This window comes from Lysobacter sp. HA35, from assembly GCF_054061195.1.
This window is the reverse complement of sequence record NZ_JBSSDY010000001.1, coordinates 1,875,714-1,888,139: the sequence shown is the minus strand read 5'-3', so window position 1 is coordinate 1,888,139 and position 12,426 is coordinate 1,875,714. Positions and strand designations below refer to the sequence as shown.

Below are 12,426 nucleotides of genomic sequence, written 5' to 3'. Positions count from 1 at the left end.
TCCATTCGGAAGCCCGAGAGTGCCACGTCGCCCGTGTGTCGACAGGCCGTTGCGACCCCGCCGGCATAATGCGCGCATGTCCGCCGTCGCCCATCGCCGCCTCGCGCTGCTCGCCCTCGTGGCGATGCTGCTGCTTGCGCTGCTGCCGACGGCGGGGCGTTTGGTCGGGCGCGCGGTCGCTTGCGAGGAAGGCGGCGCGACGCAGCATGCGATGTCGCACGACTCCGCCATGGCCGAGGCGATGGCGCATATGACGCCGGAGGAACACCACGCGCACATGGCGCTGATGGCGCGCATGGGCTCGCATCACGGCGTACCGTCGCCCAAGCCGGCGGCGCACGACGGACACGACTGTCCGTACTGCCCGCTGCTGTCGGGCCTGGCCGGTGGCGGCGTGCTGTCGTGGTCGCCTGCTGTGCCTGTCGCGCTCGCGCCGTGGTCGGTGCGCGCGGTGGTGCATCGCCCGGTCGACGCGCCCGTGCCCGCGCTGGGCGCACAAGGTCCACCGCAACGCTCGACGGCTTGACGACCGCGCGCGGCATCGCCGCGCATCCGTTCCCCGCATCGCGTGCGCGACATGGCGCGTGCGATGTGCCGTTCGAGATTTCCATGACTGTCCTGCTATCCACACCGTTGCGACTCGCGACGGCATTGCTGCTGGCCGCGTGCGCGTTGCCGGTCGTCGCTGCGTCGCCTGATCCAACAGACACCGCTGACGACGCGGCGACCAACCCATCCGACAAACCACGCGCACCGGTTCCGCAGCTCGGCACCGTGCACGTGCGCGGCCTGCAACCCACGTCGCTACCGACACGTCTTCCGACCACCGTCGAAGGCGTGACCGGCGCGCAGGTGATGCGCACGATTAACGCCACCGATGCCGAGGACGCGCTGAAGTACCTGCCAAGCCTGCTGGTGCGAAAGCGCTACATCGGCGACTACGACCACGCGGTGCTGGCGACGCGCGCATCCGGCACCAACAACAGCGCTCGCTCGCTGGTGTATGCCGACGGCATCCTGTTGTCGAACCTGCTCGGCAACGGCGCCACGTTCACGCCGCGCTGGGGTCTGGTGAACCCGGAAGAGATCGAGCGCGTCGACGTGCTGTACGGGCCGTTTTCGGCCGCGTATTCCGGCAATTCGGTCGGTGCAGTCGTCGACTACGTCACGCGCATGCCGATGCAGTTCGAAGCGCATGCGCGACTCGGCTACAGCGTGGAGCATTTCCATGTGTACGGCACCGACGGCACGTTCCCGGCGACGTCGCTCGGCGCATCGTTCGGCGATCGCTGGGGTGCGTTGTCGGCGTGGCTGTCGGTCAATCGCATCGACAGTCATGGCCATCCGATCGCGTTTGCGAGCGTCACGCCGCCGACCACGGCTGCACCTGCGAAGCCGGCCGGCACTGTAGTAACCGGCGCATCGCCCGACCTCAACACGAAGACCGCGCCGTACTTCCTCGTCGGTGCCTACGGCCAGACGGACACACGGCAGGACGAAGCCAAGCTCAAGCTCGCGTACGACATCACGCCCGCGCTGCGCTTGAGCTACGTGTTCGGCGTGTGGACCAACGATGCCGACCGCGATGCAGAAACCTATCTGCGCGACGCCGCCGGCAATCCGGTATTCGCCGGACCCGTGGTGATCGACGGGCGGCCGTACACGCTGTTGCCGAGTGCCGTCGCGCCGACGCGCAACGAACAGCTGCATCGCATCCACGGCCTCACGCTCAAGCACGATGGCGAGGGCAGTTTCGGCTACACGTTGTCGGCCAGCCGCTACCAGTACGCGCGCGACCTCACGCGGTCTCCACTGATCGCGATGCCCGCGGCGGCGAACGGTGGCGGCGGTCGGATCGCCGATGCCGCCGGCACGGGTTGGACGACGCTCGCGGCCTCGGCCACGTGGACGCCGAACATGGCGCACGCCGTCGAAGCCGGTCTGCAGGACGACACGTTCAAGCTCGCGACCACCGTCTGCGACACCACCGACTGGCTGCGCGGAACGCCGGGCGCGCGCGTGTCCGGCTTCGGCGGTTCCACCGAGCTGCGCAGCGCCTACCTACAGGACACCTGGACGATCTCGCCGCGCTGGACCGCGATGCTCGGCTTGCGCCACGAGCGCTGGGAGGCGCGCAACGGCTACACGGCGACGGCCAACCTCGACACGCCGTACGAATCGCGTCATGCATCGAACGTGTCGCCCAAGGCTGCGATGCAGTTCCGTGTCTCCGATGATGCATCGATCAAGGCATCGATCGGCGGCGCGGTTCGATATCCGACGGTCAGCGAGCTGTTCCAGGGCACGACGGCGACGAATGCGATCGTCATCAACGAGCCCGACCTTGCGCCGGAACGCTCGGTGACGTCGGAGCTGTCGTATGTGCGCGCCGTCGAGCATGGCAGCGTGCGCGCGACGTACTTCCACGAGCAGACGCGCGACGCGCTGTACTCGCAGACCAACGTCACGGTGGTCCCGAACGTCACCAGCATCCAGAACGTCGGGCTCATCCGCACGAGCGGACTCGAGCTTGCGTCGTCGCTCACCGATGTCGGCATCGACGCGCTGGATCTCGACGGCAGCGTGACCTTCGCGGACTCGATCATCGAAGAGAATGCGAATTTCCCGTTGAGCGAAGGCAAGTGGCAGCCGCGGGTGCCGCGCTGGCGTGCGAACCTCGTCGCTACGTATCACCCGGGCGAGCACTGGAGCTTCACCGGCGCCGCGCGATACAGCGGCCGCCAGTTCAACACGCTCGACAACAGCGACGTGAACAGCCACACCTACTTCGGTACCAGCCCGTTCCTCGTCGTCGATGCACGCGTGCACTACCGTGCGAACGCGCACTGGAGCGGTGCGGTCGGCGTCGACAATATCGGCGACCGCACGTACTGGAATTTCCATCCCTACAACCAGCGCACGTGGTCCATGGAGGTGCGGTATGACGACTGAAACCTGCGTGCGCGTTGCGTCGCTGCTTGTCGGCGTCATGTTGTTGGCGTCGTGTTCTCCGCACGCGTCCAGCGACGCCGCGACACCAGCGGCATCGCCTGCGACAGCGAATGCGAAGACGTCCGCGGTCACGCACGCCGCATGGACGCTTCCCGTCGACGCCGCGCAGCAGCCGGATATCGCCGCTGCGCCCGACGGATCGCTGCTGTTGTCGTGGATCGAACAGGCCAGCGACACGCAACGCCTGCGCTTCGCCCGCTGGCGCGACGGGGCTTGGACCGCGCCGCAGCAGATCGCGGCGGGCGAGGGCATCGGCAATGCGGCCGACATGCCTCACGTGCGGCAGACCTCGGACGGCGCGCTGTGGGCGACATGGTTGCGTCGCACCGGTGGCGGTGAAGCGCGCGACGTCGTGCTCGCGCGGTCGACGGACGGCGGCCGCACGTGGTCCGCGCCTGCCGCGGTGAACACGGACGGCACATCGACCGAACATGGCTTCGCTGCGTTCTGGCCTGAGGGCCGCGATGCACTCGGCGTCGCATGGCTCGACGGCCGCGCGAAAGCCGGCGCGCCGCATCAAGTGGCGGGCATGCCGCACGACATGCATGCGGGGCAGGGGGCGGCGACCATGCTGCGCACCGCGACGTTCGACGCCACGCTCGCACGCCGCGACGAACGCGCGCTCGACACGTCCACCTGCGACTGCTGTCAGGTCGACGTTGTCGATGTTAACGACTCGCCGCGACTCGTCTACCGCGCCCGTCGCGAAGGCGAGATCCGTGACATCGCCATCCTGCGTCGCGATGCCGGCACATGGACGGCGCCGAAGCCCGTGCACGACGACCATTGGAGCGTCGACGCGTGCCCGATCAATGGCCCTGCGATCACTGCGCGCGGGAACACGCTCGCCGTAGCCTGGTACACGATGCCGGCGTCCACGCCGATGGTCCGCTTCGCGACGAGCAACGATGGAGGTGCAACGTTCGGGCCCGCACGCGACCTCGCGACCGGCACGAACGTGCTCGGCCGCATCGACGCCGCGTCCGACGCGAACGGCACCTGGGTGAGCTGGCTGGAGGAGCAGGGCGATGCGCAGCGTTTGCGCGTCGCGCGGATTCCGGCGGATGCGTCCGCGCCGGTCATCAGCGACATCGCGAACGTCGCCGGTCGAGGCCGCGGAACGGGTTGGCCACGGCTGCTTGCGAGCGGTGATCGCACCTACCTCGTGTGGACTGAAGCGGTCGACGGACATCCGCATCTCCACGGCGCAACGCTCGCCGCGCACTGAGCGATTTGCGTGACGGCGTCCGCAGTGCACACCGCCAGTCCGGCGGTCGCGGCCACCCGTCCCCCTTGTCCGAACCGTTCATGTGCGTGGGGGCTTGTCCCGATAGGCTGCGAACCCGGGATGCGGTTACGGTCCCCACGCCGCCGTAAGGGGACGGACGTGAAGCTCGACCTGTACCGACGCGACGATGGTGCGCTGGTCGTGGTGCCAACCCGGTTCGCTCCCGAGCTTCCGGTACTGGCACCCGGCGGGCTGCGCTATGTGCGCACGGTCGAGCGTGAACTCACGATGCTCGGTGACGTATTGGTGCTCGAGATCGGTCTCAACGGATTTGCCGTGGCGCAGGGCACGGACGAAGCGCTGCTGCGCAGCTGCCCGAGCGCGGATTCGACCGTCGCGTAATCCGGTCCGTGTGACGCGCCGCTAGGCCGCGTCGAACAACTGCTGCAAGACCGCCTCGCCGTAACGATCCAGCTTGCTGGTGCCGATGCCCGGCACGCGCGCGAGTTCGTCGAGATCCGCCGGGTCTGCTTCGGCGATCGCCCGCAACGTGGCGTCGTGGAAGATCACGTACGCCGGTACGTTCTGCTCGCGCGCCATCTGCGAACGCCATTCGCGCAGCGACTGGAAACGCGCGAGCGATGCCGGGTCCAGATCGAACGCCTCGGCTTCCGACGGACGACGCGGGCCGCGCGTGCGCGTGGTCGCCTTCGGTTCGGTGCGGAATCGCAACGACTCTTCGCCGCGCAGCACCGGCCGGCTCGCTTCGGTCAGGCGCAACGCGCCGAAATGCTCGACGTCGACATCCACAAAACCACCGGCGACGAGCTGACGGAACACGCTGCGCCACTGGCGATCGTCGAGGTCCGCACCGACGCCGAACACGCTCAGCGTTTCGTGGCGGAACTGGCGCACCTTGTCGGTCTGCGTGCCGCGCAGCACATCGACCAGATGACCGACGCCAAAGCGCTGCCCGGTGCGATAGATGCACGACAGCGCCTTGCGCGCGGCTTCCGTGCCGTCCCAACTCTGCGGCGGAGAGATGCAGTTGTCGCAATTGCCGCACTCGCCGGCACGCTCTTCGCCGAACCAGCGCAGCAGCGCCTGGCGACGGCAGGCCGTGGATTCGCAGTAACCGAGCAGCGCGTCGAGCTTGCGCAGTTCGAGCTGCTTGCGCTCGCCGCTGGCCTCGCCCTGTTCGATCATCTGCCGAAGGCTGACGACGTCGCCCAGGCCATAACTCAGCCACGCTTCCGACGCATCGCCATCGCGGCCGGCGCGGCCCGTCTCCTGGTAATAGCCTTCGACCGATTTCGGCAGGTCGACATGCGCGACGAAGCGCACATCAGGTTTGTCGATGCCCATGCCGAACGCGATGGTCGCGACCATCACGATGCCGTCTTCCTGCAGGAAGCGGCGCTGATTGGCGGCACGGATCGAGGCGTCCATGCCGGCGTGATAGGGCAGGGCCTTCATGCCGGCCTTGCACAGCTGCTCGGCGACGCTTTCCACGCGCTTGCGGCTCATCGCGTAGACGATGCCGCTCTGGCCCGGATGCCGCGTCAGGAAATCGAGCAGCTGGCGCGTGCCACCGCCGTCTTTCGGCACGACGGTGTAGCGGATGTTAGGACGATCGAACGAGCTGACGAACTGCTTCGCATCGTCCAGCGCGAGGCGTTCGACGATTTCGCGACGCGTCGGCGCGTCGGCGGTCGCGGTGAGCGCGATGCGCGGCACGTCGGGCCAGCGCTCGTGCAGCACGGTGAGCTGCCGGTATTCGGGACGGAAATCGTGGCCCCACTGCGAGACGCAGTGCGCCTCATCGATCGCGAACAGCGACAGCTTGGCGCGGTCGAGCAGCGACAGGAAGCGGCCGGTGAGCAGGCGCTCGGGCGCGACGTAGAGCAGGTCCAGCTCGCCGGACAGCAGCTCGCGCTCCACGCGCGCCGCCGCTTCGGCATCCAGCGTCGAATTGAGGAAGGCCGCACGCACGCCGACCTGCCGCAGCGCTTCCACCTGGTCCTGCATCAGCGCGATCAGAGGCGACACGACGATCGCGCAGCCGTCGCGCAGCAACGCGGGGATCTGGTAGCACAGCGACTTGCCGCCGCCGGTGGGCATCAGCACCAGCGCGTCGCCGCCGCCGGTCACGTGGTCGACGATGTGCGCCTGCTCACCGCGGAAGGCCGTGTGGCCGAAGATGCGGTGGAGCAGGTCGAGTGCGGTGTCGCTCATGCGGTCGGAAGGCTCGGTCGTGTCGCAACGATGAAAGACGCGACATCAAGCCGCCTACCGGGCCGCGACGCGATCCGGTGCGGGAATTATCCGGCTTCCCGGCCCCATGCAGGCTGAAACGACGAAGGCCGGCACAAGGCCGGCCTCCGGGTCCGCGACGCGGCGGTTACTGCAGCAGCGAGCGCAGCATCCAGGCGTACTTTTCGTGGGTCTGCAGGCGCTGGGTCATGAGGTCGACGGTCGGGTCGTCGCTGGCCTCGTCGGCGCGGGCGAGCACGGTGCGCGCGGTGCGGCAGACCGCCTCGTTGCCGGTGACCAGCTGGCGCACCATCTCGCGCCAGTCCACCGTCTCGGTCAGGCCCGGCTCCTCGGGCAGGGAGCTCAGACGGATGAACTCCGCGTACGAGCCCGGCGCATTGAAGCCCAGCGCGCGGATGCGCTCGGCGATGTCGTCCAGCGCGCCCCACTGCTCGGTGTATTGCGTCTCGAACATCACGTGCAGGGCGTTGAACATCTGCCCCGTGACGTTCCAATGGAAGTTGTGGGTCTTGAGATAAAGCGTGAACGCGTCCGCGAGGAAGCGCGACAGGCCTTCCGCGACCGCCTTGCGATCCTCCTCGGCGATCCCGATATTCACCGCCGGCATGCTGCCCGCCATCTGCGTGTTGCCGTTGGTCTGGCCCTGGTCGGTTCCCTTCTGCATCTTCATTCTCCCGAAGTCTTGCCGTGACACCGGCGACAATAGGCTTGCCACCGGCGGTTGTGAAATCGAACTTTCGTCTTGAACCGATCCATGCCCTCTATCGATCCGACGCGCGACCTCCAGGCCGCGCGACGTCGCGTGGACGACGCGATGTCGCGCGATCGCGGCCGCCTGCTCGGGCTGTGGACGCGTTGGAGCCAGTCCCCGGACGACGAGGCCCGACGCGAGGCGTTCGAACGGGCGCTTGCCGCTTCCGTCGCCCAGCGCGAGGCCCGCGCTCGAAACCTGCCGACGGCGACGGTCGACGAGACGCTGCCGATCGCCACGGAAGCCGAGCGCATTGTCGACTTGATCCGTGAACACCCGGTCGTGGTGATCGCGGGCGAAACGGGCTCGGGCAAAACCACGCAGATTCCGAAGCTGTGCATCGCAGCCGGTCGCGGCACCGCCGGCATCATCGGTTGCACGCAGCCGCGCCGGATCGCCGCGCGTGCGGTTGCGCGCCGCGTTGCCGAGGAGTTGAAGGTGCCGATGGGTGGCGCCGTCGGTTACCAGGTGCGCTTCACCGACAACGTCGGCGAGGACACCGTGGTCAAGTTCATGACCGACGGCATCCTGCTGGCCGAGATCCAGTCCGATCGCTGGCTGTCGAAGTACGACACGCTGCTGATCGACGAAGCGCACGAACGCTCGCTCAACATCGACTTCCTGCTCGGCTACCTCAAGCAGCTGCTGCAGCGACGCAAGGACCTCAAGGTCATCATCACGTCGGCGACGATCGATACCGCGCGTTTCGCCGCGCATTTCGAGAACGCACCGGTGGTGAGCGTTGAAGGCCGCGGCTATCCGGTGTCGGTGCGCTACCGGCCGCTCGAAGGCGAGTCAGATGCGACGTCCACAACCAACGCGCGTCGTGCGCCGCTGGCCGACGAAGCGCAACGCGATGGCGCACGCACGGTCAACGAAGCCATCGTCGCCGCCTGCGATGAAGTCAGCCGCGAGGATCCGCGCGGCGACGTGCTGATCTTCCTGCCCGGCGAACGCGAGATCCGCGACGCGCACCAGGCGCTCGAGCGTCGCAAATACCGGCATACCGAGGTGCTGCCGCTGTATGCGCGGCTTTCGACGCGCGATCAGGACCGCGTGTTCAATCCCGGCCCGCAGCGCCGCATCGTGCTGGCGACCAACGTCGCCGAGACATCGCTGACGGTGCCGCGCATCCGCTACGTCGTTGACCCCGGCCTCGCGCGCGTCAAGCGCTACAGCCCGCGCGCGAAGCTCGATCGTCTGCATATCGAACCCGTCAGCCAGGCCAGTGCGAACCAGCGCATGGGGCGATGCGGTCGCGTGTCGGAAGGCACCTGCTACCGCCTGTATTCCCAGCCCGATTTCCAGTCGCGCGCGGAGTTCACGGATCCGGAAATTCGTCGCGCCGCACTGGCCGGCGTGATCCTGCGCATGCTCGCGCTGGGGCTCGGGCGTATCGAGGATTTCCCGTTCCTGGAACCGCCCGATCCGCGTGCGATTGCCGATGGCTGGCAGCAACTCGCCGAGCTCGGCGCGGTCGATACCGATCGCAAGCTCACCGCGATCGGTCGCCTGATGGCGCGCTTGCCGGTCGACGTGAAGCTCTCGCGCATGCTCGTCGCTGCGAATACGCACGGCGTGCTGCGCGAGATGCTGGTCATCACGGCATTCCTCGGCATCCAGGATCCGCGCGAGCGTCCATCCGACCAGCGCGCTGCTGCCGACAATGCGCATGCGCAGTTCGCCGATGCGCGATCGGAGTTCGTCGGCATCCTCAAGCTTTGGGAAGCCTACGAACAGCAGCACGCCGACCTCACCCAGTCGAAGTTGCGCGCGTGGTGCGAGAAGAACTTCCTCGGCTTCCTGCGCATGCGCGAATGGCGCGAGCTGCATCGCCAGCTGAAGTTGATGGCGGAAGAGCTCGGCTGGACGAGCGGGCCCGCCGACGCGCCGATCGCATCGGTTCGCATGATGTCGCGCGATGCGAAGAAGCCGGCCAACGAGCCGAAGGCGAAGACACGCAGTCATGCCGGGCTGCCCGTTGCGGCGAGAAGCGCGCCGGGTTCTGCGCCGGCGGTCGAGGCGGGTGCGACAGCAACGCCTGCCGATGACACAGCGCCGAACGACGGCGCGAAAGCCGCCACGCAGCACTTCGCGAAGCTGCATCGCGCGATTCTTGCCGGTCTGCCGACGCAGATCGGCCAGCGCACCGATCGCGGCTACGACGGCCCGCGTGGCCGCAAGTTCCAGCTATTCCCCGGTTCCACTCTCGCGCGCAAGCCGCCGCCTTGGGTGCTGTCGGCCACGCTGCTCGACACCGAGCGCGTGTGGGGCCTGACGAACGCCGGCGTCGAACCGCAGTGGGCCATCGACGAATTGCCGCACCTGCTGTCGCGTCGACAGTCCGATCCGCGCTGGTCGCGCGCTCAAGGACGCGTCATCGGCAGCGAACAGATCTCGCTGTTCGGCCTGGTGCTCGCGCCGAAGCGACCGATCCATTACGGAGCGATGTTCCCGGAGGAAAGTCGCGTCATCTTCGCGCGCGATGCGCTGGTGACTGGCGAGATCAACACGCGCTCGATCTTCCTCAAGAAGAACCTCGCGACGTACGAGAAAGCGAAGGACGAGGAAGCCAAGCAGCGCCGCGCCGGGCTCGTTGTCGACGAAGACTGGATGGCGCAGTGGTATCTGCACCGCATGCCACCGCACGTACACAACGCGCAGGCGCTGGATGCGTGGTACGCGAAGCTGCCGGCGAACGAGAAGGCCGCGCTCGAGTGGTCGCTCGATGACCTGATGATCGGCGAGGCGAGCACGGCGTCGCGCTTCCCGCCGTTCCTGCGCATGGGCGACGTGCAGCTCGCGGTGAAATACCGCTTCGAGCCCGGTGCGCCCGACGATGGCATGACTATCGCGGTACCGCTGCACCTGCTTAATGCGCTCGACGCACCGCAGTTGTCGTGGCTCGCGCCGGGTTTCGTCGGCGACAAGGCCGCGGCATTGATCCGATCGCTGCCGAAGGCGCTGCGTCGCAACTACGTGCCGGCGCCGGACTTTGCACGCGCGTTCGCGGAGGGCCATGGCGCGTGGAACGCGGGTCGCCCATCCGAGCCAGATGCGTTCATCGGCACGCTCGCGCGTTTCCTGTCCAAGCTCACCGGCGTGCAGGTTGCGGCGATGGACTTCGATGAGTCGACGATCGAGCCGCACCTGCGCGTCAACCTGCGTCTGCTCGATCGCGACGGCCGCCACGTGCTCGCCGAGTCGCGCGATCTCGACGACCTGCGAAACCGGTTCGGCGCAATGGCGGCGGATGCATTCGCCGAGAAGGCGTCCAGCGGTCTCGCGCAGGAAGGCCTGACGACATTCCCGTCCACGCATATTCCCGAAAGCGTGCGCGGCGCCGGTGGCGTGCCCGCATTCCCCGCGCTGCAGGACGATGGCGACAGCGCGTCGCTGCAGGTGTTCGCGCAGCGCGCCGAAGCCGACCGCTCGCATCCCGCCGGCGTGCGGCGATTGCTGCGTCTCGCCATGACCGACCGCATGCGGCAGGCGCGTAAGCAGCTGCCGGTATCGCCGAAGACCGCGCTGCTTTACGCGGCGATCGAGTCGGCCGCGCCGCGTTCGGGCGAAGCGGCATCGCTCAAGGAAGGCGACCGCTTGCGTCTGGATCTCGTCGACGGCGCGTTCGATGCGCTGACGTCGGATGGCCTCGGCGCGATCCGCGATGCCGACGCGTTTGATGCACGCCGCGAGCAGATCGCCAAGGGATTGTTCCCGGAAGCGACCGAACGCCTGCGCCAGGCCGAAGCGATCCTCGCCGCCGTCGCAGAAGCCCGCGCGAAGTTCGAGTCACCGCTGATGGGCTGGGCAAGCGGCAACCTCGATGACATGCGCGCACATCTCGCATCGCTCACGCCGCCCGGCTTCCTGCGCGACACGCCCGCCACGCTGCTGCGCGACTACCCGCGTTACCTGAAAGCGCTGGCGCTACGCGCCGAACGCGCGCTGCGCGACCCCGCGCGTGACCAGGCCCGCATGCTCGAGCTGCGTCCCTTCGTGCAAGCCCTGGACACGGCGGACCTCGACGACCCCGCATGGCAGGGTTTCCGTCAGGATCTGGAGGAATTGCGCGTCTCATTGTTCGCGCAGGAGCTGGGCGCACGCGGCGGCGTGTCACCTAAGAAACTCGCCCAGCGGCTTGCGCAGCTGGGCGGTTAGCGAACGCGTTTTACGCTTGCGACGACCGGCTGACCTTCGACGTACATGTACCAACCGCTGAGGATTCCGGGCTTGATCGTCACGCGCGGCGAATCGACTGCACGGCTATCGAAGCTGCCTTGCGTGACTTGCCAGTGCGAGCCGTCGTCCAACGTGAACACCGTGCCGGTGGTCCAGCCCGTGAAGCGCCCCGCGAGTTTCGCCTCGATCGTCGGACGGCTGTCGCCGAACGCGCTCGACTGATCGCGCGGACGCGCGGGTGCAGTGTCCGACGCGAGGATGGCATTGAGCGCAGCAAGCTGCGTCGCGGAGAGCTGATCCAAGCCGGTCGCATGCAACTGCTCGGATGTCAGTCGCCGCTCGATAGGCACGTAAGCGGGGCCGGACGCAGCGGCGGGCAGCGCGATTGCAGCAGCGATTGCGACGGCGAAGCCGCACAGGAGACGTCGGCTCGGAATGCTCATTTGACGCGAACGACTTTCGCGTGGGTCGCGTAACCCTGCACCGTCATGTACCACGCATTGCCGACGACGCTCGGCGTAATCGTGACGTTGGGATGCGCGAGGCGCACGCCGGCCAGGCTCGCTTCGTCCGTCTGACGCCACTCCTGCCCGTTGTCGAGTGTGTACGTGCGGCCGATCGCGAAGCCGCGGAAGTCACCCGTCACCGCCGACTTCACCGGCTCCGCCGAACCGAAGTTGAAGAAGCCGCGATTGTCGTCCTCGACCTTCTTCTTCGCCGCGACCGCGGCCTTCTGCGTTTCGCTTTCGATCGTGCGACCGAGCCACGTGTTGAGGTGCGCGAGCTCGTCGGCGCTGAGCTTGTCGAGGCCCGTGGCTTTGAACTCTTCGGGCGACATCTGCTGCTGGATCGGCGGCGCCGCGTGGGCGGCGCCGAGCCCGCAGGCCAGGGCGACGGCGAAGACGAGGGCACGCGTGCGGGACTGCGACATGAACTGTTCCTCCGGGCGGATGCGGGCTAGTGTAGACCGCTCCGATTC

Annotated in this window: 9 protein-coding genes; 5 read left to right on the top strand and 4 right to left on the bottom strand. The window is 67.7% G+C overall.

Going from position 1 to position 12,426, the window contains the following annotated elements:
- Nucleotides 1–76 precede the first annotated feature (76 nt).
- The 4 genes from ACVWZN_RS09290 (at nucleotide 77) to ACVWZN_RS09275 (ending at nucleotide 4,642) form a co-directional block, all read left to right on the top strand.
- The gene (locus ACVWZN_RS09290) at nucleotides 77–526 is read left to right on the top strand and encodes a hypothetical protein (protein ID WP_456953559.1); all 450 of its coding nucleotides are present in this window, start codon (nucleotides 77–79) and stop codon (nucleotides 524–526) included.
- An 83-nt stretch (nucleotides 527–609) separates the two neighbouring features.
- Complete coding sequence (locus tag ACVWZN_RS09285; RefSeq protein WP_456953558.1) at nucleotides 610–2,952, top strand: TonB-dependent receptor; 2,343 nt, start codon at nucleotides 610–612, stop codon at nucleotides 2,950–2,952.
- Entirely contained in the window at nucleotides 2,942–4,240 is a 1,299-nt protein-coding gene (locus tag ACVWZN_RS09280; RefSeq protein WP_456953557.1) for a hypothetical protein, read from the top strand. The genes ACVWZN_RS09285 and ACVWZN_RS09280 overlap by 11 nt, the downstream gene beginning before the upstream one ends.
- A 159-nt stretch (nucleotides 4,241–4,399) precedes the next feature.
- A complete protein-coding gene (locus tag ACVWZN_RS09275; protein WP_027081967.1) occupies nucleotides 4,400–4,642 on the top strand; it encodes a hypothetical protein in 243 nt (80 codons plus the stop codon).
- A 21-nt stretch (nucleotides 4,643–4,663) separates the two neighbouring features.
- Here the strand turns inward: ACVWZN_RS09275 and recQ are convergent, their stop codons facing one another.
- Together recQ and ACVWZN_RS09265 are read right to left on the bottom strand one after the other, a co-directional pair.
- Nucleotides 4,664–6,475 (bottom strand): DNA helicase RecQ, encoded by a 1,812-nt coding sequence (gene recQ / locus ACVWZN_RS09270; RefSeq protein WP_456953556.1) that lies wholly within the window; start codon nucleotides 6,473–6,475, stop codon nucleotides 4,664–4,666.
- A gap of 166 nt (nucleotides 6,476–6,641) precedes the next feature.
- Nucleotides 6,642–7,178 (bottom strand): Dps family protein, encoded by a 537-nt coding sequence (locus ACVWZN_RS09265; RefSeq protein ID WP_456953555.1) that lies wholly within the window; start codon nucleotides 7,176–7,178, stop codon nucleotides 6,642–6,644.
- 90 nt (nucleotides 7,179–7,268) lie between these two features.
- Between ACVWZN_RS09265 and hrpA the strand changes: the two genes are divergently transcribed.
- A complete protein-coding gene (gene hrpA / locus ACVWZN_RS09260; protein WP_456953554.1) occupies nucleotides 7,269–11,426 on the top strand; it encodes an ATP-dependent RNA helicase HrpA in 4,158 nt (1,385 codons plus the stop codon).
- Here the strand turns inward: hrpA and ACVWZN_RS09255 are convergent.
- Together ACVWZN_RS09255 and ACVWZN_RS09250 are read right to left on the bottom strand one after the other, a co-directional pair.
- Complete coding sequence (locus ACVWZN_RS09255; protein ID WP_456953553.1) at nucleotides 11,423–11,890, bottom strand: hypothetical protein; 468 nt, start codon at nucleotides 11,888–11,890, stop codon at nucleotides 11,423–11,425. The two genes, hrpA and ACVWZN_RS09255, sit on opposite strands and share 4 nt — an antisense overlap.
- Complete coding sequence (locus tag ACVWZN_RS09250; protein WP_456953552.1) at nucleotides 11,887–12,378, bottom strand: hypothetical protein; 492 nt, start codon at nucleotides 12,376–12,378, stop codon at nucleotides 11,887–11,889. The genes ACVWZN_RS09255 and ACVWZN_RS09250 overlap by 4 nt, the downstream gene beginning before the upstream one ends.
- Nucleotides 12,379–12,426: the final 48 nt, after the last annotated feature.

Coding starts and splice junctions, on each gene's coding strand:
- ACVWZN_RS09265 (WP_456953555.1), bottom strand. CDS start 7,178: ATGCAGAAGGGAACCGACCAGGGCCAGACCAACGGCAACACGCAGATG.
- recQ (WP_456953556.1), bottom strand. CDS start 6,475: ATGAGCGACACCGCACTCGACCTGCTCCACCGCATCTTCGGCCACACG.
- ACVWZN_RS09250 (WP_456953552.1), bottom strand. CDS start 12,378: ATGTCGCAGTCCCGCACGCGTGCCCTCGTCTTCGCCGTCGCCCTGGCC.
- hrpA (WP_456953554.1), top strand. CDS start 7,269: ATGCCCTCTATCGATCCGACGCGCGACCTCCAGGCCGCGCGACGTCGC.
- ACVWZN_RS09285 (WP_456953558.1), top strand. CDS start 610: ATGACTGTCCTGCTATCCACACCGTTGCGACTCGCGACGGCATTGCTG.
- ACVWZN_RS09255 (WP_456953553.1), bottom strand. CDS start 11,890: ATGAGCATTCCGAGCCGACGTCTCCTGTGCGGCTTCGCCGTCGCAATC.
- ACVWZN_RS09290 (WP_456953559.1), top strand. CDS start 77: ATGTCCGCCGTCGCCCATCGCCGCCTCGCGCTGCTCGCCCTCGTGGCG.
- ACVWZN_RS09280 (WP_456953557.1), top strand. CDS start 2,942: ATGACGACTGAAACCTGCGTGCGCGTTGCGTCGCTGCTTGTCGGCGTC.